Source organism: Agrilactobacillus composti DSM 18527 = JCM 14202 (genome assembly GCF_001436375.1).
In the GTDB taxonomy this organism is placed as follows: domain Bacteria; phylum Bacillota; class Bacilli; order Lactobacillales; family Lactobacillaceae; genus Agrilactobacillus; species Agrilactobacillus composti.
The window spans coordinates 60,871-85,161 of the sequence record NZ_AZGA01000002.1; the positions used below are offsets into that span (position 1 = coordinate 60,871).

The 24,291-nt window shown below is 42.3% G+C and carries 21 protein-coding genes; 2 read left to right on the forward strand and 19 right to left on the reverse strand.

Annotated elements, in window-relative coordinates; translation table 11 throughout:
• Positions 1 to 304: 304 nt before the first annotated feature.
• Both parC and parE read right to left on the reverse strand, forming a co-directional pair.
• Positions 305 to 2,812: a DNA topoisomerase IV subunit A gene (parC, locus tag FC83_RS00625; protein WP_081763018.1), complete on the reverse strand. Its 2,508-nt coding sequence runs from the start codon at positions 2,810 to 2,812 to the stop codon at positions 305 to 307.
• Between the two features lie 9 nt (positions 2,813 to 2,821).
• Complete coding sequence (parE, locus tag FC83_RS00630) at positions 2,822 to 4,837, reverse strand: DNA topoisomerase IV subunit B (protein WP_057002254.1); 2,016 nt, start codon at positions 4,835 to 4,837, stop codon at positions 2,822 to 2,824.
• A gap of 142 nt (positions 4,838 to 4,979) precedes the next feature.
• Here parE and plsY point away from each other — a divergent pair, with 142 nt between their 5' ends.
• A complete protein-coding gene (plsY, locus tag FC83_RS00635) occupies positions 4,980 to 5,591 on the forward strand; it encodes a glycerol-3-phosphate 1-O-acyltransferase PlsY (RefSeq protein ID WP_057002255.1) in 612 nt (203 codons plus the stop codon).
• Between the two features lie 117 nt (positions 5,592 to 5,708).
• On the opposite strand, the gene FC83_RS00640 is transcribed toward plsY, so the two are convergent.
• The 14 genes from FC83_RS00640 to FC83_RS00705 all read right to left on the reverse strand — a co-directional run bounded on the left by FC83_RS00640 (position 5,709) and on the right by FC83_RS00705 (position 19,933).
• On the reverse strand, positions 5,709 to 6,593 hold the full coding sequence (locus tag FC83_RS00640; protein ID WP_035451722.1) for an aldose 1-epimerase family protein: 885 nt from the start codon (positions 6,591 to 6,593) through the stop codon (positions 5,709 to 5,711).
• 21 nt (positions 6,594 to 6,614) lie between these two features.
• Complete coding sequence (hslU, locus tag FC83_RS00645; RefSeq protein ID WP_152537700.1) at positions 6,615 to 8,012, reverse strand: ATP-dependent protease ATPase subunit HslU; 1,398 nt, start codon at positions 8,010 to 8,012, stop codon at positions 6,615 to 6,617.
• 14 nt (positions 8,013 to 8,026) lie between these two features.
• Positions 8,027 to 8,560, reverse strand: a complete 534-nt coding sequence (hslV, locus tag FC83_RS00650) for an ATP-dependent protease subunit HslV (RefSeq protein ID WP_035451719.1) — start codon at positions 8,558 to 8,560, stop codon at positions 8,027 to 8,029.
• A gap of 53 nt (positions 8,561 to 8,613) precedes the next feature.
• Positions 8,614 to 9,513 (reverse strand): tyrosine recombinase XerC, encoded by a 900-nt coding sequence (xerC, locus tag FC83_RS00655; RefSeq protein ID WP_201782532.1) that lies wholly within the window; start codon positions 9,511 to 9,513, stop codon positions 8,614 to 8,616.
• A gap of 72 nt (positions 9,514 to 9,585) precedes the next feature.
• Complete coding sequence (trmFO, locus tag FC83_RS00660) at positions 9,586 to 10,917, reverse strand: FADH(2)-oxidizing methylenetetrahydrofolate--tRNA-(uracil(54)-C(5))-methyltransferase TrmFO (RefSeq protein WP_035451717.1); 1,332 nt, start codon at positions 10,915 to 10,917, stop codon at positions 9,586 to 9,588.
• 142 nt (positions 10,918 to 11,059) lie between these two features.
• Positions 11,060 to 13,138, reverse strand: coding sequence for a type I DNA topoisomerase (topA, locus tag FC83_RS00665; protein WP_057002257.1), 2,079 nt, complete (start codon positions 13,136 to 13,138; stop codon positions 11,060 to 11,062).
• A gap of 109 nt (positions 13,139 to 13,247) precedes the next feature.
• Positions 13,248 to 14,108 (reverse strand): DNA-processing protein DprA, encoded by an 861-nt coding sequence (dprA, locus tag FC83_RS00670; RefSeq protein WP_035451715.1) that lies wholly within the window; start codon positions 14,106 to 14,108, stop codon positions 13,248 to 13,250.
• A 71-nt stretch (positions 14,109 to 14,179) separates the two neighbouring features.
• Complete coding sequence (locus FC83_RS00675; protein ID WP_035451762.1) at positions 14,180 to 14,935, reverse strand: ribonuclease HII; 756 nt, start codon at positions 14,933 to 14,935, stop codon at positions 14,180 to 14,182.
• Between the two features lie 4 nt (positions 14,936 to 14,939).
• On the reverse strand, positions 14,940 to 15,794 hold the full coding sequence (gene ylqF, locus FC83_RS00680; RefSeq protein ID WP_057002258.1) for a ribosome biogenesis GTPase YlqF: 855 nt from the start codon (positions 15,792 to 15,794) through the stop codon (positions 14,940 to 14,942).
• A 9-nt stretch (positions 15,795 to 15,803) separates the two neighbouring features.
• The gene (locus FC83_RS00685; RefSeq protein ID WP_057002259.1) at positions 15,804 to 17,273 is read right to left on the reverse strand and encodes a S41 family peptidase; all 1,470 of its coding nucleotides are present in this window, start codon (positions 17,271 to 17,273) and stop codon (positions 15,804 to 15,806) included.
• A gap of 21 nt (positions 17,274 to 17,294) precedes the next feature.
• Positions 17,295 to 17,519, reverse strand: coding sequence for a YozE family protein (locus FC83_RS00690; protein WP_035451713.1), 225 nt, complete (start codon positions 17,517 to 17,519; stop codon positions 17,295 to 17,297).
• A gap of 12 nt (positions 17,520 to 17,531) precedes the next feature.
• Complete coding sequence (locus FC83_RS00695) at positions 17,532 to 18,143, reverse strand: YpmS family protein (RefSeq protein WP_052004523.1); 612 nt, start codon at positions 18,141 to 18,143, stop codon at positions 17,532 to 17,534.
• 13 nt (positions 18,144 to 18,156) lie between these two features.
• Entirely contained in the window at positions 18,157 to 19,068 is a 912-nt protein-coding gene (locus FC83_RS00700) for a GDSL-type esterase/lipase family protein (protein WP_081763016.1), read from the reverse strand.
• A gap of 22 nt (positions 19,069 to 19,090) precedes the next feature.
• Positions 19,091 to 19,933, reverse strand: a complete 843-nt coding sequence (locus tag FC83_RS00705) for a DegV family protein (RefSeq protein ID WP_035451711.1) — start codon at positions 19,931 to 19,933, stop codon at positions 19,091 to 19,093.
• A 169-nt stretch (positions 19,934 to 20,102) separates the two neighbouring features.
• Here FC83_RS00705 and trhA point away from each other — a divergent pair, with 169 nt between their 5' ends.
• On the forward strand, positions 20,103 to 20,765 hold the full coding sequence (gene trhA / locus FC83_RS00710) for a PAQR family membrane homeostasis protein TrhA (protein ID WP_057002260.1): 663 nt from the start codon (positions 20,103 to 20,105) through the stop codon (positions 20,763 to 20,765).
• Positions 20,766 to 20,822: 57 nt separating this feature from the next.
• Here trhA and FC83_RS00715 read toward each other — a convergent pair whose 3' ends face one another.
• From FC83_RS00715 to FC83_RS00725, 3 genes are read right to left on the reverse strand one after another with little or no spacing between them, the layout of a single operon-like run.
• The gene (locus FC83_RS00715; RefSeq protein WP_035451709.1) at positions 20,823 to 21,311 is read right to left on the reverse strand and encodes a dihydrofolate reductase; all 489 of its coding nucleotides are present in this window, start codon (positions 21,309 to 21,311) and stop codon (positions 20,823 to 20,825) included.
• A gap of 10 nt (positions 21,312 to 21,321) precedes the next feature.
• Positions 21,322 to 22,272, reverse strand: coding sequence for a thymidylate synthase (locus FC83_RS00720; RefSeq protein ID WP_035451707.1), 951 nt, complete (start codon positions 22,270 to 22,272; stop codon positions 21,322 to 21,324).
• Between the two features lie 15 nt (positions 22,273 to 22,287).
• A complete protein-coding gene (locus FC83_RS00725) occupies positions 22,288 to 24,183 on the reverse strand; it encodes an ABC-F family ATP-binding cassette domain-containing protein (RefSeq protein WP_035451706.1) in 1,896 nt (631 codons plus the stop codon).
• Positions 24,184 to 24,291: the final 108 nt, after the last annotated feature.

Genomic DNA, 24,291 nt, shown 5'->3' on the forward strand with positions numbered 1-24,291 from the left:
CAGCTTTGATGTTTAAAGTATAACACGTCGCAATGAGATTGCAAGCCCTTTCTTTATTTTTATGATAGCCCTCATCACACATCCTTATCATACCAAGCTTTGGCGCATTAAATCAAATTTTTAAAACAAGAGTGCGCTTTCAAGATTGTATTATTTAACACAAAACTGCACTGGTACAGCAGCCAAAAGTGCGAATAGTTGTATAACAGTTGGCTGCGATTTACCCACACTGTTGCCTAATTCACAAGAAAAGCCCAAAAAAAGAGACCAATTAAACCGAATGATTTAATGGTCTCTTTTAAGATTAATCGGACTTTTTAGTATCTGACCCGTTATCACCAACATCTTGGGGATAATTGATCAGTTTAATTTCCTTAGGATCACCTTGTGTCTCCACATCCATTACAAAGGAACCATTGGAATAACGATCGCCAAAATTATGGGTTTTAGGATCTATTTGAATCCGTACGCCAGTTGTTGTTAAGATATCAACTGCCTTGACTTGACTTAAATCCGCTGGTTCTTTGATCAGTGCAAAGATTCGGTGAGGATTGCGTTTTAACTCACGCAACAACAAGACCCCACGCCGGGCTCGGCTAGAAATTGGTAACTCACTGAGGTGCATCTGTTTAAAAGCACCTCTTTGGGTCAACAATCCTAAGCTGTCCTTGGCTGAATCAGTCAAGATAAAACTAACAATATAATCATCTGGCTTTAGATCCATCGCCTTGACCCCAGCTGCTTTAGCGCCAACAGCCGGCACTTCTGCCAAAGGATAACGAACCCCATAGCCCAGATGCGTCGCAGAAACAACTTCAAATTGTGATACCGCTGCAGTTTGGATTTGATAGACTTGCAGGACTTCATCTTCAGCCTGTTTCAATTTAATGGCTAGCTGTGGTTTGGACTTATACGTCCGATTTGGCTGTAAATTAGCCAACTCAACTTGCTTAATTTGCCCATATTTGGTAGCTAAAACAAAGTTTAAGGCCATGTCTAGCTTAGGTACCACATAAGCGGCAACAATGCTTTCACTACCATCTAAACCGACGCTTTGGGAAATATGCTCCCCAACTTCTTTCCAACGGACATCGTCAATTTCATGAATGGGCCGATAAATCATATTGCCCTTGCTGGTGAAGATAAACAAATGCTGCAATGTTCCTGCAACGGTATTTAAAACAAATTGATCGTTTTCTCGAATACCATTATCTTTTGGATCCTTAGACACGGAAGCTTGATAAGACCGCAAGCTGCTGCGTTTGAAGTAACCATCGCGGGTAACCGCTACTCGGACCTCTTCATCGCTGACCAGCACACTGGTATTAATGGTAATGGCTTCAATTTCTTTTTCAATTTGGGTTTTTCTAGGACTAACATATTGCTTTTTGACCCCAAGTGCTTCTTTTTTGATCAGCTTGGCCAAACTTGCAGGATGTTCCAAGATATCTGTGTAGCGCGTGATGTCTTTGGATAATTGATCATGTTCTTTTTGTAGCTCGGTCACATCGGTATTGGTCAAACGATACAGCTGTAAGACAACGATGGCTTCGGCTTGCAATTCTGAAAAACCATAATCAGCTTGCAGCTTTACTTTAGCTGATTTCTTATCTTTACTGGCACGAATCGTCTTAATAACCTTATCCAAAATAGATAAGGCCTTGATCAAGCCTTCAACGATATGTTGCCGGTCTTGCGCTTTTTTAAGATTGTATTGTGTCCGCCGGGTCAAGACATCTTGTTGATGTTGCAAATAGCTTTGCAGGATCTCAACCAAACCAACTTGCTTGGGTCGCATATCTGAAATGGCCACAATATTAAAGTTATAAGTGATCTGAAGATCGGTATTTTTAAATAGGTAGTTTAAAATACCCTGGGCATCTGCTTGCTTTTTTAATTCAATCACAATTGAAAGCCCTAAGCGATCACTCTCATCACGAACTTCGGAAATGCCATCTACTTTTTTCAACACCCGAACTTCATCGATTTTCTTAACTAACTGAGCTTTATTCACATCATATGGAATTTCAGTAATCACGATTTGTTCACGGTGACCTCGAATCGGCACAATTGCTGTCTTAGAGCGCAAAACAGCTTTACCGCGACCGGTAGTATAGGCTTCTTTGATCCCGGCTAAGCCTTGTAAGATCCCCCCTGTGGGAAAATCTGGTCCCTTAACAAACTGCATTAAGTCAGCCAAATCAGCTTGGGGGTGGTCTACTAGGTAAACAAAGGCATCAATGACTTCTCCTAAGTTATGGGGGGGTATTTCCGTCGCATAACCCGCTGAGATTCCGGTTGCCCCATTTACCAACAAATTAGGGAAGCGAGCCGGTAAAACCGTAGGTTCTTTTTCGGTGTCATCAAAGTTTAAAACCATATCAACGGTATCTTTATCGATATCTCGCAATAATTCCGCTGATATCTTACTCAGCCGGGCTTCGGTATACCGCATGGCAGCCGGGGGATCCCCGTCCATGGAACCATTATTACCATGCATTTCAATTAAAGGTTCTCGTAATTTCCAATTCTGGCTGAGGCGAACCATAGCTTCATAAATAGAGCTATCGCCATGGGGATGAAAGTTACCCATAATATTACCCACAGATTTAGCTGATTTACGAAAAGCTTTGTCATAGGTATTCCCATCTAAATACATGGCATATAAAATACGCCGTTGAACTGGTTTTAAACCATCGCGAATATCAGGTAAGGCCCGTTCTTGAATAATATACTTTGAATATCTGCCAAAACGGTCACCCATGACATCCTCTAAGGATAATTCTTGAATGTTCTGTGCAGCTTTAGCCAATTAATTCACTCACTTCTTAGTTTTATCGAGTTGTTCTAATAAATGTTCATTATCTTGATGCCGGTCAGATTCAGTATCAGAAGCCACATTATGATCCAAAATACTGCCATCTTCTTCTAAACTGAAGACCACATTGTCTTCGATCCAACGCCGTCTAGGCGCAACTTTATCACCCATTAAGGTGGTGACCCGACGCTCAGCTAGTTGGGCATCATCAATCTTGACCCGAATTAACGTCCGGGTCTCAGGATTCATGGTGGTATCCCATAATTGGTCAGCATTCATTTCCCCTAGCCCTTTGAAACGTTGTAAACTGTAACCGCGCCCCATTTGCTTGATCTCATGATCTAATTCTTCATCCGTCCAGGCATACGCAATTTTAGTTTTAGCACCACTACCCTTTTGAAGTTTATAAAGAGGTGGTAGCGCAATATAAATCCGACCATCTTCGATCAATGGTCGCATGTAACGATAAAAGAAGGTTAATAATAGGATCTGAATATGGGCCCCATCGGTATCCGCATCGGTCATAATGATGATCTTATCGTAATTGGCATCTTCAAGTGAAAATTCAGCACCAACACCGGCACCAATGGTATGGATCATGGTATTGATTTCTTCATTATGCAAAATATCGGCTAACTTAGCTTTTTGGGTATTTAATACTTTACCCCGAAGTGGTAAAATCGCTTGGAATTTCCGATCACGGCCTGATTTAGCAGAACCGCCGGCGGAATCCCCTTCCACCAAGTAAAGTTCATTTTTACTAGCATCTTTCGATTGCGCCGGTGTTAACTTACCAGATAATAAGGTGTCGGTCTTCTTACGACGCTTGCCGGAACGGCTTTCTTCACGGGCTTTTCGAGCAGCTTCTCGAGCTTCACGGGCTTTGATCGCCTTTTTGACCAACAGCTGGCCCAAATCGCCATTTTCCATTAAGAAAAAGCCCATTTGCTCAGCAACCACCGCATCAGTGGCCGTCCGTGCCTGGGGCGTTCCCAGTTTACCTTTGGTCTGGCCTTCAAATTGCAGAATTTCTTCAGGGATACGCACCGATAATACGGCAGATAATCCTTCTCGGACATCGGAACCTTCGAGATTTTTATCCCGATCTTTTAAAAGATTCACCTTGCGCGCATAGTCATTAAAGGCTTTGGTCAAACCAGATTTCATGCCGGCTTCATGGGTACCCCCATCACCTGTCCGAACATTATTCACAAAGGAAATAATATTTTCCGAATAGCCATCATTGTATTGACCTGCAAATTCAATTTCCATACCATCTTTTTGGCCTTCAAAATAAAAGACATTACCTAGGGTATCTTTATCTTCATTAAGATAACCTACAAAGGCCTTGATGCCATCTTCGTAATGATAAACTTCAGCTTTGCCGCTACGTTCATCTGTCAGCGTGATTTTAACGCCCTTTAATAAGAAAGCTGACTCCCGCAATCGCTCTGCCAAGGTATCAAAACTAAATTTAATGGTTGTAAAAATCGTGGGATCTGGTTTAAAGGTAATCGTCGTGCCGTTTGGTTCATTGACTTTACCAAGCTTTTTTAAAGTTCCCTTGGGATGTCCCCCATTTTCAAAGGTTTCCTCAAAGGCTTCTTTATCTCGAACAACGCGGACTTTAAGCCATGCGGATAACGCATTGACAACCGAAGCTCCGACCCCATGCAGGCCACCAGAAGTTTTATAGGTATTTTGCGTGAATTTACCGCCAGCATGAAGAACCGTTAAAATAACTTCGATAGTCGGGACACCTGACTTGTGCATGCCCGTGGGCATGCCCCGACCAAAATCTTGAACAGTCAAGCTATTGTCAGCATGGATGGTCACATTGATCTCTTTGCCAAATCCGGCTAATGCTTCATCCACGGCATTATCAACGATTTCATAAACCAAATGGTGCAGGCCACGATAATCCGTGGAGCCAATATACATGCCAGGTCGCTTTCTGACAGCTTCTAAACCCTCAAGGACCTGAATAGAGGTATCATTATAGTCATTAGTTTGTTTCATTCAATTAAACTCCTTAATTTAAATGGGAACTAATATTCCCACAGCAGAACTAAGCTTACGCAAGAATTTCCTAAATTTCAAGTAAAAAATGTATTTTCAGAAAAGTAATGCTAAAATATATAAATACATATAGGAGGTTAAAATGGAAATTGCACTGTTAGTCATTCTATCATATTTAATCGGTTCTTTCCCTTCTGGGGTTATTATTGGTCGTCTCTTTTTTCATAAGGACATTCGAAATTACGGCAGTGGCAACATCGGTACCACCAATACCTTTAGAGTATTGGGAAAACCAGCTGGTATTATTGTATTGATCATGGACATCTCAAAGGGCGTTATTGGGACCAGTCTACCCCTTTGGCTAGGTTATGGCCATACCTACTTGATGTTAGTCGCAGGTGCCGCTGCGGTGATTGGCCATTGTTACTCTATTTTTTTAAAGTTCACCGGTGGCAAAGCCGTCGCTGCCAGTGCGGGAATATTGCTGGCTTATGAGCCCAGATTTTTTATTGTTGCCGTCCTGATTTTTTTGGTGCTAGTTTTGCTAAGTAGTATGGTGTCCCTAGCTAGTATTCTTGGTTCTATTTTAATTGTACTGTTGTCGCTATTCTTAAAAGACCCAATTTTTACTGCTTTTTTGGCAATAATTGCTTGTCTTTTAATTTACCGGCATCGCAGCAATATTAGCCGTATTAAAAATGGTAACGAAAGTCTAGTACCTTTTGGCCTCGTTTATCATCTAAAAAAAAACTGAGTAAATAATTCATCACATTAAGCTTTAAAAGCTAATCACAAGCAAAGACCGGGACAATGTTAAATCTGCCGCCGGTCTTTTTTGTGCCTGTTCACTTGTTCAAACAATCAATTCATATTAAAAAATGGCGATACGATAACGGGATGTGTAGTGATCTTGTGGTGCTAATTTTCGAATCGCATGTTTTTTAGTGAAATCTCCATTAGAATTTTCACCATCCGCAATGCCCCACCACGGTTCTAGACAAATAAAATCACCAGTTTTAGGATAACTGGACCAAATCCCCATATAAGGGCCATCATTGACCATGACTTCAATATAGTGGGTTGATTTATCGGTCTTGATACGGAAAGTATCACCTTGACCCAATAATTCCAAAATCCAAGCATCATTTTCAAAAAGATCATGGGACAACATGATATCCGCATCAGTCGCGGTTAAAGTGCGGTGATCAAAATCAATCAGTTTACTTTCAGCGTTGATTGGAACGCGAATTCGTGATTTTCTTGGGGAGAAGTTCAAGTAATAATCCTCAAATTTCGTATCTGGTACAAAAGGCACCTTAAAGCCAGGATGACCCCCGATGGCATAATACAAAGGCTGATCATCACTAGGATTAGTCACCGTATAGCGGACTTTGATCAGATTATTAACCAAGCTATAACGAATCTTTAAATTGAAAGCAAAGGGGTAAACAGCCCGAGATTTTGTATCGTCGACTAACTGAAAAATAACTTCAGTCTCACTTTTCGAGATAACTTGAAAATCCCGGTCCCGGGCAAAACCATGTTGAGTCATATGGTAGGTCTTCCCCTGGTAAGTGTATGTATCGTCTTTTAGTTTACCAACTATCGGAAACAATACTGGCGCATGCCGCCCCCAGATCTTAGGATCTCCGTCCCAAAGATGTTCAATCTGTGCATTCTTGTCAAAAAGACTTTGTAATTCAGCACCGTGTTCAGCAATTGTTGCCTTAATAAAGTCATTTTCAATTGTGACCATTATTAAATCACTCCCAATATCTTATAAAATGTAGCGGGTCATATCTTTGTCCTTCACAATATTACCAATGCGATCATTGACATATTTCTCGGTAATTGTAATATCACCCATTTGCATGTCAGGGCCTTCATATAATACTTCTTCTAGCAGTTTTTCAAGAATTGTTGCTAACCGTCTAGCACCAATGTTTTCAGTCCCGTGGTTCACGTCATAGGCTGTTTTAGCAATGACTTGAATTGCTTCTTTGGTAAAGGTCAGCTTAATCCCATCCACACCAATTAAAGCCATGTATTGCTTCAATAAAGCATTGTCTGGTTCAGTTAAAATACGAACAAAGTCTTCTTCAGTTAAATCATTTAATTCAACGCGAATTGGGAAGCGGCCTTGCAATTCAGCAATCAAATCACTGGGTTTGGATGCTGCAAAGGCGCCAGAAGCAATAAATAATATATGGTCCGTATTGATCATGCCATATTTGGTATTGATCTGTGAACCTTCAACAATTGGTAAAATATCTCTTTGAACCCCTTCGCGGGAAACTTCACCTGAGTTTTGCTTCTGACCAGCGGTAATCTTATCAAATTCGTCAATAAAGATAATTCCAGAAGTTTCAGCGCGAACGATAGCATCTTGATAAATGTCATCATGATTAACCAATTTATCGGATTCTTGTTGAATTAAGACTTCCCGGGCTTCTTTAACAGGTAGTGTCCGTTGAATTTGCTTCTTAGGCATCATTGAACCAAGCATATCACTCATGTCAATCCCCATTTGGCCCATCATGTCATTCATTGGACCAACTTTTTTGGGCTCATCCATGGTGATCGTAACTTCCTTGTCTTCTAACAGACCTTTATCCAACTGTTCTTTGACGCTTAAGCGTTGATCACGGATTGTGTCGTTGACTTCTTCTTCGGGTTCTTGATTCTGCGGCGTATCCCCATTTTGTAGGTTACTAAACATGTTCATCATTTCTTGCAGACCGTTTTGCCGCTGTTCCTTTTTAATCCCAGGCACTAATAGTTTAACTAAGCGCTTGTCGGCGGCTGCGGCGGCTGTGGCTCGCACATGTTTAAATTGTTCTTTTTCTTCCATCCGTACCGAAATGTCTGCTAAGTCCCGGACCATGGATTCCACATCACGGCCCACATAACCAACCTCAGTAAATTTGGTAGCTTCTACTTTAATGAAAGGTGCTGACACAATATTAGCCAGCCGTCTGGCAATTTCTGTTTTACCAACCCCAGTTGGGCCAATCATTAACAGATTCTTAGGCGTGATGTCTTGTTGCATTTGTGGAGATAATTGTGTGCGCCGATAACGGTTATACAAAGCAATGGCCACAGCCTTTTTAGCTTCTTGTTGGCCGACAATATAATGATCTAATTCTTTTACGATTTCTTTTGGTGTTCTATTCATTTGTTCCAAGTCTCTCACTTCTCCTTAAAATCATCGGCAATCACGTTGTGGTTGGTAAAAATGTCAATGTCGGCTGCAATATTGATTGCATCAATGGCAATTTCTTTAGCAGCCATATCTTTGGCGTGATGGGTCATGGCAATGGCGGCAGCTTGCGCAAAGTTGCCCCCGGAACCAATCGCCACCACGTTGTCATCAGGATCAATGACTTCACCGTTACCAGAAATCACTAACAAGTTATCCTTGTCCATAGCAATCAAGAGCGCTTCTAATTTTTGTAAAGTGGGATCCTTGCGCCAGTCTTGGGCTAATTCAACGGCAGCTCGTTTCAAATTGCCGGAATAAGATTCTAATTTTTTTTCAAGCCAATCAGATAGTGTAAAGGCATCTGCGACACCACCGGCAAAACCGATGATGACATTGCCATTGTAGATCCGTCTTACTTTTTGCGCGGTACCCTTCATGATATATTTTTCAGCCATGGTAACTTGGCCGTCACCGGCAATGGCTGTTTCATTATTATGCTTAACTGCAACAATTGTTGTCATTAGAAAGCCTCCAAATCTAAGCAATTTACTTAGTCATTATTATTTGAATTTTATTAATCACTGGCTCTGGGAAAATATTTACGATAATCCTTTTGCAAATGGGTCATCGTGACATGGGTATAAATTTGCGTTGACGACAAACTGGCATGTCCCAATAATTCTTGGACAGTCCGTAAATCTGCCCCATTTTCTAACATCTGGGTCGCAAAGGTATGGCGGATCATGTGGGGATGAATATCACCTGTTAACGCAGTTTTTTTGATCCGCTGGGATAAAATATAAGCCAATCCCCTAGTCGTCAGGCCCTGGCCCCGCTGATTCACAAAAATGACATTATGCGCTAAATGCAACTTTGTCAACAGTGGTTGCCGGCTTTGTTGTAAATAAACCTCAAGGGCAGCCTTCGCGTAGCGACCAAAGGGCACATAACGATCTTTATTCCCTTTGCCATGAACCAATACGATCTGCTTATCCCAATCAAGTTGTGGCAAGGTTAAATTCACCAGTTCAAAAGCCCGCATACCCGTGGCATAAAGCAATTCAATGATTGCCTTATCCCGCCGATCGGCAAATGTTTCCCCATCACAAGCTTTAAGTAAAGCCAGCATTTCCTTACCGTAAAAAAATTGCGGTAAGCGTTTCGCTTGTTTCTTCGTAGCAACACCTATAAATGGCGTGTTATTGGAAAGTTGTTGCTGATTTAAAAAATTATAGAAAGTACGTAAACTAGAGACTTTTCGGGCCACCGTACTGGCGGCCAAGTCAGCTTGATCCAAGGTGTTTAAAAAACTCGAAACATCTAAGCCGTCAATTTTAGCAAAAGATTTAGCTTGATCATTAGCCGTGACGATTTTTTCAAAGTTTTGAATATCCCGTTGATAAGCCAGCACTGTATTTGCTGAATACTGTCGCTCATAGCGGAGATAATCAAGAAACTGTTTGACCCATTTTATTTCAAACATAAAAAAGCCTCCCGTACTTGCTTTAATAAGCTTAACACAAGCAACGAGAGGTTGAAAAGGACTTCAGACTGATATTGATTGATTCAACTGGTCTTGAATAAATTGGTCCATATCGCTTAAGGCGCGCTCAGCTAAAGCCTGATTGCGTTCTTTTTTGTCACGAATCTTTTGTGGTAAAGCTTGCAGAATACCAAAATTTGCATTGATTGGTTGAAAGTGTTTGCCGCTGGTATGAGTAATATAGTAGGCCATTGCACCCATCATCGTGGTCTCAGGAACTGTCAGCAGCGCTTGTTCTGACGCAAGTCTAGCAGCATTAAGACCAGCGATTAAGCCACTGGCTGTTGATTCAACGTAGCCTTCGACCCCAGTCATTTGACCGGCAAAAAATAGTTGTTGATTTTTCTTGGAACGATAAGTTTGCTCTAAAACTTCAGGGGATTTCATAAAGGTATTGCGGTGCATAACCCCATAGCGGACAATTTGCACATGTTCTAGACCGGGGATCATTTGGAATACCCGTTTTTGTTCGCCCCATTTTAAATGCGTCTGGAAACCAACGATATTATAAAGACTAGCAGCCGCATTATCTTGGCGTAATTGAATGACTGCATAAGGCCGTTTCCCAGTTTTAGGATCTTCTAAGCCCACGGGTTTCAAAGGTCCAAATAACATTGTTTTAATACCCCGTTTGGCCATCACTTCAATAGGCATGCAACCTTCAAAGAACTTCTCTTTTTCAAATTCATGTCCCGGCGCAACTTCAGCATGGATCAAGGCATCATAAAATGCTTCGAATTCGGCCTTATCCATGGGGCAGTTCAAGTAAGCAGCTTCGCCTTTATCATAACGAGATTTTAAATATACCTTGTTTCGATCAATGGTACTGCCATCCAAAATTGGTGCAGCCGCATCATAGAAGTACAGACCATCAGAACCATTTAAGGTTTTGATCCGTTCTGCCAACCCACTACCTGTTAAAGGTCCAGTGGCCACAACTGTGATACCCTCTGGAAAATCAGTTAATTCTTCATTAATAACTGTCACATTCGGCAAGGCTTTGATTTTAGCCGTTATTTCAGCTGAAAATGGTTCTCGATCAACGGCCAATGCCCCACCGGCCGGTACTGCATTGTGATCAGCAGCAGCCATGACCACAGAATTCAAATGGCGCATTTCTTCTTTTAAGAGACCGGCACCATTCGTGATTTGATTGGCCCGCAAAGAATTGGTACAAACCAACTCAGCGAATTGTGCTGTATGGTGGGCGGGTGTCATGGTATTAGGTCGCATCTCATAAAGTCTAACATCTACGCCATGGCTCGCAATTTGCCAAGCAGCTTCACTACCTGCTAAGCCAGCACCAATGACGTTTACAAAAGGTTTTGCTGTCATACGAATACCTCATTCTTTATTATTTTCAATATTTTGTTATTATATCATGGTTTTGTTCTTTAGTTTAATATTTCGAATGCGTTATTTTGAAAAATTTAACTAAAAAAATACAATTCAAAGCTGAACTGTATTTTTTTGACCTTTATTTTTGCAATTGTTCTTCATAGTCCCCATTCGGGCAAAGGACTTGATGCCCACCTTTAACCTTCTTGTCCACTAAGAAATGGCCGCATTTCGGACAATCTCGACCTACTGGTTTGTCCCAAGAGACAAAATCACAATCTGGATAACGGGAACAGCCATAAAAAATGCGATTCTTTTTGGATTTACGCTCTAGGACTTGTCCTTCATGACATTTAGGACAGACAACCCCAATTTCTTTGGTAATGGCTTTGGTATTGCGGCAATCTGGGAAGCGACTGCAGGCATAAAATTTCCCATAACGGCCCATCTTGATAACCATTGGGGCACCACAAATATCGCAATCAAAGCCGGCGGGTTCATCTTTGATTTGAATCTTTTCGATCTTATCTTCGGCTTGGGCGACTTCCTTTGAAAAAGGTTGATAATATTGATCCACCACTTGGACCCATTTTTGGTCGCCTTCTTCAATTTCATCTAATTCGTCTTCTAGTTTCGCCGTGAAATCCACGTTAACGATATCCGGGAAGAAATCCTCGATCAATTCATCGACAATTTCCCCTAATTCCGTGGGCTCAAAGCTCTTCCCATTTAACCGCACATAATAGCGTCGTTGAATGGTATCAATAGTGGGCGCATAAGTTGACGGCCGACCCACGCCATTTTCTTCTAAAGCTTTGACGAGACTAGCTTCAGTATAGCGTGCTGGCGGTTGGGTGAAGTGTTGGGCCGGATCAGTTTTACTAAGTTTGACCGTATCCCCTTCATTTAAGTCCGGTAGTTCTGAATCTTTAGATTCATCACCACTTTGGACATAAATTTTGGTAAAACCTGCAAATTTTGTCTTCGACCCTGTTGCTCTGAAGGTCAGCTTATTTTGCATCACGGTCACTGACATGGTATCCATCACTGCCGGCGTCATTTCACTAGCCACAAAGCGAGACCAAATCAAGCTGTATAGTTTCAATTGATCCTTGGTTAAAATCTCTTTTAAACTGTCTGGTGTCCGTAAAACAGAACTTGGGCGAATAGCCTCATGGGCATCTTGTGCCCCTTCTGGATTCTTGGTTTTCCGGATTTTAACTGCCGCATAAGCTTCGCCATATTGATCATGGATAAATTGGGAGGCTTCGTGTTTAGCGCCAGATGAAATCCGCGTAGAATCGGTCCGCATATAGGTGATCAACCCCACGGTACCTTCTTTACCCCCCAAGTTAATTCCTTCATATAATTGTTGGGCAATCATCATAGTTTTACGGGTCCGAAAGTTTAAGCGCCGATTGGCTTCTTGTTGTAAGGAACTGGTAGTAAACGGTGCCGCAGGGAAACGTTTACGTTCTCGCCGAGTCACTTTGGTAATATCAAAGTCAGCTTGACGATCGATCTGTTTTAAAATACCCTGGACAGCTTCATTATCTGGTAAAGCCTGCTTTTTATTGTTTACACCGTAAAAGTTGGCCTTAAACTTCTTAGTACTTTTCTTAAATTCCGTTTCGATCGTCCAATATTCCTGTGGAACAAAGGCCTTGATGGCGCGTTCTCGATCCAAGATCAACTTTAAAGCAATCGATTGGACTCGGCCGGCACTAAGCCCTTTTTTAACTTTTTTCCAAAGAATGGGACTGATTGAATAACCCACTAATCGATCTAAAATACGTCGAGCTTGTTGGGCATCTACGAGATTCATATCGATGCTGCGCGGTTCTTTGAAAGCATTTTTGACAGTGTCTTTGGTAATTTCATTGAAGACCACGCGATTGTGATCTTCAGGGTTTAAATCTAAAATGTGGGACAAGTGCCATGCAATGGCTTCGCCTTCACGATCCGGATCGGCTGCTAGATAGACATGATCCGCCTTTTTAGCTTCTTTTTTCAGACCCTTGATAACATCGCCTTTACCCCGGATAGAAATATATTTTGGTTGGTAGTTATTTTCGATATCCACGCCCATTTGACTCTTAGGCAAATCGCGGATATGCCCCAAACTGGCAACAACTTTATAGTTGCGGCCCAAGTATTTCTCAATTGTTTTAGCTTTGGAGGGCGATTCCACAATGACCAAATTCTTTCCCTTAGCCATAGATAAACTCCTCTCTATACTGAATAAATGAAATCGTAAAACATCATATGCTATTAAATTCGCCTTTGTCAAATTTATCGGATGCTTACAAAACCAAAACAGTACACCTTTATGGATAATAGGTCAAATTAGGCCGCAGATCATCTGGACTGGTCACCACAGCTGCGCCGGCTTTAATCAAGGCATTGGTGCCTTGAGATGTGGGGGCAAATAAACTGCCGGGGATCGCTAAAACATTGCGATTATATTCTAAGGCTAGATTGGCGGTGATCAGACTGCCACTTTTTTGTTTGGCCTCCACCACTAAAAGTGCATGACTAAGTCCAGCGATAATTCGATTACGAATAGGAAAATGAAAACGCCGGGGTAAAGTTCCCGCGGGATATTCGCTTAGGAGTAAGCCTTTTTGTTGAATTGTATTTTGCAATGCGTTATTTTGAGATGGATAACAACTGTCCAATCCTGTTGCAATCACCGCCACCGTTGCTAGCTTAGTGGCTAAGGCAATTTGATGGGCAGTTCGATCAATCCCTTGCGCTAAACCACTGATAATGGTCACGGTGTCCAGTTCTTTTAGAACGTGTTTTAAGGCAGCAGTCCCATAAGTCGTGGCAAAACGCGCCCCCACCACCCCCAGACAACTGCGTTGCAATAAAGTTAAATCCCCTTGATAAAACAAAACCGCCGGCGGATCATAAATTTCTCGCAGTCGGTTGGGATAAGCGTCATCTAAAATGGTTAAAAAGTGGCCGACGTCATTATTGAACGCTACTTTTTGAGAAAGCAGTGGATCTTTTAATTGGCGCTGTACTTGTGCCCGTTTTTGCGGGGCAATTTCGGCAATGGCCAATAAATCCGCCAGCTGGTTGGGTAACTGTTGCTTTTGTTCTAAGTATTGGGCCACCAATAACAATTGTCGATTATTGAAAGCCCCACTGAGTTTTAACTTGTATAAATAACACGCTAACATAAAAAAACGCCTCCTGCGTAATTGGTCTTTGTTTAAATTACGCAGAAAACGTTAGATTTATTTTAAATTAATTACTTTTCATATTGGCGCACCGGTGCAAAACTATGGCGGTGAATCGGTGTAGGTCCCAATTGTTGCAACCCTTGCAAATGCGCAGCCGTACCGTAACCCATATTTTTACTAAACCCATAGCCCGGATAGACCGAATCATACATTTTCATAAGGTCATCCCGAAGCACTTTAGCCACAATACTCGCGGCTGCGATACTGACACTCCGAGCATCCCCATGGATCAATTTTTCTTGGGGAATAGCCGTTGGCACGGTCATGGCATCCACCAACAAACCTGATGGTACCAGGGTCAAGCCCGCCACCGCTTTGCCCATGGCTTGGCGGGTAGCTTCATAAATATTGAACCGATCGATGGCTTGATTATCCGCATAGCCAATAGCACAACTGTAGCACTCACTCAATATTTTAGTAAACAATTCCCGCCGTTGATGATCGGCCAATTGTTTAGAGTCATTGACCGCCACTAAGTTGAAATCAGGGGCTAACACAATGGCACAGGTGACCACAGGCCCCGCCAAGGGCCCTCGACCCACTTCATCAATGCCGGCAACCAGTTGGTTTTTGGCCCAATAGCGTTGTTCTAATTGACAACGCTGTTTAAAAGCCGCTTGGGCCTGGGCCAATTTAAATTGTTGGCGGTGATAGTGTGCCAGTAATTGTTGCACACCCTTGCGCTTATCTGCTTGTAGCACCGTTAGTTTAGCGTCAGAAAGCTCCCCTGAGGCAAGTAACACCCGGACAGCCGCAATGGTCAATCCCTTAGGCATGTGGTGCCCCCTCTGGAATTTGATCAAAGGTCAACCGGCCAAAACGCCCCTTCCGGACATCTAGAATAAACCGGGTCGAAAATTGATCATAATCTTCTTTTAACCCCGTTTTTTTCGTCAAGTACATCATCAAATCCGGATCACTTAACGTCAGGTCTTTTGAGGTGAGGTGATAGGCATCCAGCAAACGTTGGTCATAATATTGTCTCAGATAATTTAAGCCAAATAACGCCACATCATCTTGCGCATATAGACTGTCTTTGATCGACCCTAAAAGGGCTAGCTTTGTCCCCACGGTCTGATCTTCAAATTTTGGCCACAAAATACCCGGCGTGTCCAACACTTCAAATTCAGCATTGACCTTTAACCACTGTTGATTTTTAGTGACACCGGGGCGATCGCCAGTTTTAGCAATATTTTTTTGAACTAATCGATTTAAAATCGTCGACTTGCCCACATTGGGAATGCCAATACAAATTGCTCGGACCTTAGCCTGCTGTAAGCCTTTGGCATATTGGCGGGCAATTTTGTCCTTTAAAACTTGCCGCACAATTTTATCAATTTGTGGCAACCGGGATTTGTGTTGCGCATCTAGGGCCAGACTAGCTGCCCCTTGTTGTTGAAAGTATGCTTGCCAAGCAGCTGTTGCCTTGGGATCGGCTAAATCTGCTTTGTTTAAAATAACAACTTTTGGCTTTTGTTCAATAATTTCAGCCAACATGGGGTTTTGAGAACTTGCCGGTAAGCGGGCATCGACGATTTCTAAAACAATATCCACTAACTTTAATTTTTCTTGAACCTGATTCCGAGCTTTCGCCATATGCCCGGGAAACCATTGAATTGCCATATTTACCTCCTACTGTGTTAAAACAGCCACTGCCTTTGCGTACATGGGATCATTTTGGGAAATCTTCTGGGTTAATGCATTGACTAAGGCATCCCCCGTCGCTGGATCAACAATTCCGTTAGCTTGCAAACCGGTCACGCCGTTTTTGAGTTGATCATTTTGGAAATTGGTGACCGCAGTCTGCATACTTTGATCATAAACCCCGTTTTCTTGATCCACAGTATAACCCAACGCATTTAAGATCTTTTGAATCGCCACAATGGCTCGAGAACTTTGATTTAATTGATAGGTCTTCCCAGTGTCAAAGGTACTCAAATAAGCATAATCTGGATACTTCACCTTTTGATCAGGTGTAACCCCTTTATGGTTGATCCAAGTGCCGTCTGGCTGCAGCCATTTAGCGGTGGTGATCTTCATTTCACTATTGCCCCCAAGGTCAGAAACAGTCTGAACTGTCCCTTTCCCATAGGATTGTGTCCCAATGACCTGATCGTGGGCCGATTGCTGTAAAGCACTGGCAAAAATTTCAGCAGCACTAGCTGAATCACCATCGACTAACACAACGGTCTTTTCCTTCACTTTAAAACCTTGATCATAGTCTTTGCTGGCCACATATTTAACAGGTTGAGCAGCTTTTTCTTGGGTCTGCATGATAGTCTGGCCATTTTTTAAGAACATACTAGCCGTTTCAAGGGCCGTCGGTAAAGTACCCCCAGGGTTCCCTCTTAAATCAATGACGAAGCATTTAGCTCCCTTTTGACGCAGGGATTTAATGGTCTGTTTCAATTCCTTGCCAGTCGGTTCAGAAAAAGTTGTGATCTGAATATTGCCCACCGTGGGATTCGTTGGATCAATGGCACCCGTCACCGTTTTAACAGGGATTTTAGCCCGCGTTAAGGTCAAAGTGAATGCAGTACTCCCCCGACGCAGGCCTAGGGTGACTTTAGTACCGATTTTGCCGCGAATTTTAGCGACAACTTTAGCCACGGTCAACCCCTTAGCCGACTTGCCATCAATACTGACAATGAGGTCATCGGTTTTTAAACCAGCTTTGGTAGCCGGAGTGTTTTTAACGGGCGCATCCACGGCTACATAATTACCCGCTTGTTTGACAGAAGTCCCAATGCCGCCGAAGCTACCGGAAATCGTATTATTTAAATCCGTGGCATCTTGATTAGCTAAATACTCTGAGAAAGGATCATTCAAACTAGACACCATGCCATTAATGGCCCCATTGATCAGTTTGTCTGAAGACACGGGTTGATAGTAGTTCGCCTTAATAGTTTGATAAACGCTGGTAATTTTTGACAAACTACCACGACTTTGATTTTGGGAAAAGCCCACATGGCCAATCATGGCTAAGCCGGCGACCAATGTTAAGCCAATACCGGCGATAAAGGCCACGATCCCCACAAAAATAGGCACAAAAAGCTGTCTTTTTTTAGGTTGTCCAAGTTTTTGCTGCTGTTGTTTTGCCACTAGTTCTACCTCGATTTTTAATTAAAGTTGATTCAATTCCTGATATTCCCGAAACGCCCCATCGAACACATCCATATTTGGTAAGTAAGTACCATTGAGTTCCAAATACTGGGCAATTTCATGATAGTCTTCTGATTGTTTAGGAAAAGCCTGATCAAAAAAAGCATTATTGGCAAAATTGGCCAGTTCGTCATGACCATTAGGATTACGCTGGGTCATCAACCATTGATAAAAGCTACGTTTCATAGGTTACCTTCTTTACTTGACCGGTGGTAAAAAGACATTAAATTCAATTTTATCTTGTTTCAAATCAATTCTTTTGGCAGTGAATTGCATCCCGTTAGCTAATTTAAATTGATTCAATTTTAAATTGATCAATTGTTTATTAGCATCTACTTCAACCCATTTTGGTAATTTGAAATTATGACTGATATAGCCCATCACAAAGGTTAAAGGTAAGTTTAGCCGACCTACAGCAATAGATCTGGCCTTTAATTGCACATTACCATTTTCCAAAACATAAGGATCACAGGCCAAAGAGAACTCCACCGGCTGATTTAAGAAATACAGTTTCCCTGTTAGTACGGCATGCTTTTCCAGCGTAAAATTATACTTCACTGTTTCATTTTTCAATTGATTAGCTAAATAATAATGGATAAACCCATTAATTTGCTTTTTATTAAACGTCACACTGAAGGACTCGTTTTTAGCTGTCAGTTTTGTTTGATTATCTTGCGCCGGCATTGGACTAAAAGCCCGAATACTCACAAACGAAACTGCAAAAATAAGCACTAAAATTAACGTTACAAAGGCAATTTTCCAAGGATTATGCCGCTTAGTGATTTGCGTGTTTTTTGGTTTTGGTGTCAAAGTCTTAAAACTCCTACTTCTTTTGATATAGCCACAGTTTTTTATGATCTGCCATGACCTGGTAAAGTTCAGTGGTCATTTTTTCATAACCCACATGATTGGGATGAAAATGATCTTTTTTATAAAGATATGGGTTAGTCAACTCAGGTTCCTTTTTAGAACTACTGTTGCTGGCTGCCTGAGCCTGCTTAGTAGTGGCCACTGATTTCAAGCGTTTAGCCACGGCCTTTTTCGTTTTGGCGTCCCCCTTGGTCAAAATAGCATCAACGGGCACAAAATAACTGCGATTTTGTAGCTTCAAGGCTGCCTGGGTCCCCGCATTCCAGCTGTGAACTGCAGCTTGCATCGTGGTCACCGTGGGCATTAAGACATAAAAAGGATTGTAAAGTCCGATCACAAAAATCGGCACTTGGGAATTGACGGTTCGAATCTTTTGAATGATCTGCGTTAAATTTTTACATGCTGCCTGGGCTTTGGTGTCTACCGCCTGTGTCGTCACGTGTAAGGGGTCTTTTGAGATGACTTGCATAATGTCATTGCCCCCCATGGTCATAACGACAGCATCTGCTTTTTGGACACTGGCCGTAATTTTGGGATCATTTAAAACCCGGTCCAAAATTTGCGCACTGGTATTACCCCCCACGCCAAAATTGGCGGTGGTCACTTTTGTTTTAGGGTATTTCTTCGTAATGGTTTTTTTTAACAAGCCCACATAGCCTTGATCCTTGGCCGAATCCCCAACGCCTTGGGTCAACGAATCCCCAATGGCGGTGATTTGCAGTTGTTTTTTGGCAACTGGCCGCACTGATTTAGTCGTCTTCTTAGCAGCTAAGGCCACATTAGGCTGTACCTCAGTAACAGCTACAAAAAGACCACCTATGCAAAAAAGGCTAAGCAGCATCCCTAATAGCCAATATTTCTTCAAAAAATAACACCTACTTTATGAATTACTTCGTATAAAACATCAATGCAAACGCACCTGGGCCAGCATGCGTGGCAATGATTGGGTCCGTTTCGCGAATCAAGATCGGTACATTGGCAATCACTTGCCGAACCTTATCAGCAACCCGTTGACTAATGGCTAACCCAGCCGCATGGGAAATACCGATGGCTTCAATCGGCGGCAGGGTCTTCATCTCAGTGATCACCTTGTCCACGTAACGCATGATCGCCTTTTCACCACGACCTTTAGCCACGGCATGGAGTTTACCGTCTTGTAGTTCCAAGACAATTTTAATGTTCAACAAACCGCTGATCATCCCGGAAACCCGGCTTAAGCGGCCGCCTTTGACCAGGTTTGTTAAATCCACAACGCCCATCACTAAGCGGGTATGTTCTCGGACCTCTTTGACTTTGGCCAAAATAGTGGCCATGTCTGCCCCTTGTTGAGCCAGTTTAGCAGCTTCGATCACTTGAAAGGCCATGGCCCGGTCGGTAAATTGACTATCCACCACCGTGACGTTCGCCCGCGAGATTTCGCCAGCTTGGCGGGCCGCATTGACTGTCCCACTAATGGCCTCGGTCATATGAATCGCTAATATTTGGCTACCATCTACCGCCAATTTATCAAATAAATCTAAAAATTTCCCCACTGAAGGTTGACTGGTTTTGGGCAGACTAGCTGCTTGGGCCATCATCGTCATAAAGTCTTTGCGGGTAATATCCACATCGTCCACATAAGATTTTTGATCAATTTCAATTGTTAAAGGAATAACATTGACAGCATACTTATCAATTTCTTCAGGGGTCAACTGCACTGAAGAGTCCGTTACAATTTTTACTTTTGCCATGAATTACACTCACTTTCGGCCAATCAGCTTGGCCACTAATTTATGCCCTGATATAATACATCGTCAAAAGGCAGCTTTGGTGTTACTATAAAAATATGGTTCACTGATTAATTAGTATAACAAAGATTTACAGGTCCCGCACACTGTTTTACATAGGAGGAAACGACATATGCGTCAATCAATTTTTAACGAACGACCCCACCTCAGTAAAAAATATGAAATCACTAATGAAGTGTTAAATGCTGTTACCCATGGTTTGGCTGTTTTCTTAGCCATCACCGGCTTAGTCATTTTACTCTTAAAGGGCCTTAGAGAACATAGTACTTTAGCCATCGTTTCCTATGCCATTTACGGGGCCTCTATGATTATTTTATATCTGAGTTCCACACTTTTCCATAGCTTGATTTTCACTCGAGCCAAACATGTCTTTCAAATATTTGATCACAGCAGTATTTTTTTATTAATCGCCGGTACCTATACACCCTATTGTCTGCTAGCCATCCAGGGGACTTTTGGCTGGGTGTTGTGTGGGGTCATTTGGCTGCTAGCCATTAGCGGTATCCTTTACAAAATATTTAATGTGGGGGCCCACCGGGGCTTAGAGACCTGCCTTTATGTGCTCATGGGTTGGGGCGTATTGATTGCCATGCATCCGTTATATTTAACTTTAGGTTGGCAGGGTTTATGGCTGCTGATTTTAGGTGGCGTTGCCTTTACCCTAGGCGCTGTGATTTACAGCATGCGGGCCATTCCGTTTATCCACGTGATTTGGCATCTGTTTGTTATTCTGGGGTCTGCGTTGATGTATTTTTCCATTTTATTTTACATTTAATCTGCACACCCATTATAAAAAAGTATGATCCGAAAATGTCATCCGGATCATACTTTTTTAAATACGGTCATAAATTTCAAATTGATGGGGAAATTCTATATTCTCGGCACCGGGTACTTGTGAAACGCGTTTAAATGCCGTCCAAGGTATTGGTGGCATATAAGTATCGCCGGTAATCTCTTTTTGAATACGGGTCACATAAAGCCGCTGGACCACATCCATAAATAATGTGAAGACCTGGGCGCCCCCAATAATGAAGACTTGGGTTTGGGGATGCTCAGTTGCATAAGCTAAGACGGCGGCTTGATCGTGACATTGCATGACCCCCGCTGGTAAGTCTAGCTCATTTTGCCGACTTAACACGATATTTTGCCGTTGGGGTAAAGGCCGCCCACCAAAACTGGCAAAGGTTTTGCGGCCCATGACGATACAGTGATTGAGTGTGGTTTTTTTAAAGTACTTCAAATCATCTGAAATATGCCAAGGCATTTTGCCATTGGCACCAATCACATGATTTTTTGACTCCGCCCAAATAAATGCCAGCATAAATAACCTCCTAAACTGCTACCGGTGCTTTAATCGCCGGATAAGGGTCATAGTTTTCCAAATGAATGTCGCCCATCTCAAAATCAAAGATATCCTGTTTATCCGGATTTAAAATGAGTTTTGGGGCATTTCTAGGTGTTCTAGTCAATTGTTCTTGCACCTGGTGTAAATGATTTTTATAAATATGGGCATCCCCTAAAGTATGCACAAATTCACCCACAGCTAAGCCTGTTGCTTGGGCAATTAAATGGGTCAACAACGCATAACTGGCAATATTAAAGGGAACCCCTAAGAAAACGTCCCCACTGCGTTGATACAGCTGGCAGGAAAGCCGCCCATCAACGACATAAAATTGAAACATTGTGTGACACGGTGGCAAGGCCATGTTCGGAATATCCTCTGGATTCCACGCCGAGACAATTAGGCGTCTGGAATCCGGTGTTCGTTTGATCATATCGATAACATTTTTAATTTGATCAATGGTTTGCCCATTGCTAGTCCGCCAATGCCGCCACTGACTACCATAAACATTGCCTAAATTTCCAAATTTTTCAGCAAAAAGTGGGTCAGCTAAAATTCGGGCATCAAAAGCCTGCATTTGCGCATCATAAATCTTTTTGAATGCTGGGTCAGTGGTGGCCCGATGGCCAAAGTCAGTCATATCAGGTCCTTGATAAGCCGCACTGGTCACATAATTTTTGAAAGCCCATTCATCCCAAATATGATTCTTATGTTGCAGTAAAAAACGAATATTGGTATCGCCCTTTAAAAACCACAGCAATTCACTTTTGATCAAACCAAAAGGCACTTTTTTGGTGGTCAATAAAGGAAATCCGGCTTGTAAATCAAAACGCATCTGATAGCCAAAAATGCTATAAGTCCCCGTATTGGTCCGATCATCTTTATAGTGGCCTTGATTTAAAATTTTCCGCTCTAACTCTAAATATGCATCCTCTAACATCAACCTGCTCCTCACTTATGCAAATTCACTGAGATAGGCCCAGCGATCCATTTTTTGATCCACTTCTTGATTCAGGTGGTCAATTTGTTGCTGCAAATCGGCTAGCTTTTGATAATCTGTCCCCGGCACAGTTGTCATTTGGGCCTTGAGTTGTTGAATTTGTTGATCCAATTGGTCTAACTGTCCTTCAATGCCAGCATATTCTTTTTGCTCATTATACGTTAATTTATGCTTTTTTGCAGTTTTTTTAGTTTCCGTCGGTAAATCATTAGCCGACGCCTGCGTCTTTTGCTTGGTTTTTTCAGCCCCTTGGCTGGCTGCTTGGGCTTTTAAATAGTCACTCAACTGACCTTGATAGCGGGTAATAGAACCGGACCCATTAAAAATCAGCAATTGATCGGTGACTTGATCTAAGAAATACCGATCATGACTCACCGTGATCACTGTGCCATTAAAGTCGGCTAAATAATTCTCCAAAACGGTTAAAGTCTGGACATCAAAGTCATTGGTAGGTTCGTCTAACAATAAAACATTTGGTTCCGACATCAATAATTTTAATAAATAAAGTCGGCGTAATTCCCCCCCAGACAAGCGGGCAATTAAAGTGCCATGCATGAAGCGCGGAAATAAAAATTCCTCTAACAATTGGGTCACACTGATCTGCGTCCCGCTTTTACTGGTCACACTTTCCCCCACATCTTCCAAGTACTTAATGACCCGTTTATTAGGATCAATGGGTTCGGTAATTTGGGTGTAATAAGCCATTTTAACCGTCTCACCGATAGTCAAGATCCCTGTGTCTAAAGGGATTTTGCCAGCAATAACGTTTAATAAACTACTCTTGCCCGCCCCATTGACGCCGGTGATCCCGATGCGATCGCCTGCTTGCACTAATAAATTGAAATCTTTTAAAATCACTTTATCATCAAAGTTTAAATTAGCGTCCTTGAGTTCGATCACTTTTTTGCCTAAGCGTTGTTCACCAATATTAATACTCACATCCTCATTACCGCCGCCCGTGGGTAAATTGGCCTTTAAATCCTTAAAACGTTCAATTCGTGCTTGTTGTTTGGTGGTGCGGGCTTTGGCCCCGGCGTGCATCCAAGCTAGCTCTTGTTTATAAAGTTGTTTTTGCTTATGGGCCTGGGCGGCGTCTACTTCATCTTGATGGGCTTTTTGAGTCACATAGGCTTCATAATTCCCTGGGAAAATCGACAAGCGCCCCTGATCTAATTCAAAGATTTGATTGGTAACTGCATCTAAAAAGTAACGATCATGGGTCACTACCAATAAAGCGCCCCGATAACTTTGTAAATATTTCTCCAGCCAAGCAATACTATCAAAGTCTAAATGGTTGGTCGGTTCGTCTAGAATCAATAGATCCCCTTTATCTAATAAGGCTTGGGCCAAAGCTACCCGTTTGACCTGACCCCCAGATAATTGGCTAGTGCGTTGATTAAAATCCGTAATATGCAATCCTGTTAAAATTGTTTTTAATTCCGTATCGATCTGCCAAGCATCTAAACGATTCATGTCATTTTCAGCCTGAAAGAACTGGTCTTGTATTTTTTGATCGTTAGGGGCCAAACTATAAGCTTTTAAAATACGTTCATAAGTCCGAATGGCTTCAAATTCTGGCCCTTCGCCCCTTAAGGCAGCTTCTAAGACCGTCACGTTAGGCAACTGATTATCCTGACGCAAATAAGATACCTTATATTGATTAGGCGTTTCAATGACCCCACTATCGGGCTTTTCCAAACCAGCGATCGTATTTAATAGGGTGGTTTTGCCGGTACCGTTTAAACCGATCAAACCAATTTTATCAGAATCATGGATCAAGAAATTTATTTGGTTAAAAAGGACCTTTTCACCGTAAGAACGGCTCAGATCCGTGGCAGTCAATGTCTGCAAAAGTATACCTCTTTTTCTAATAAACTCGAATAATGAATGCTGTCTCTATCTTATAGAATTCGCTCCCCCAGTGCAAGGCCAAACCAGCGCCACACAAAAAAACCGTGG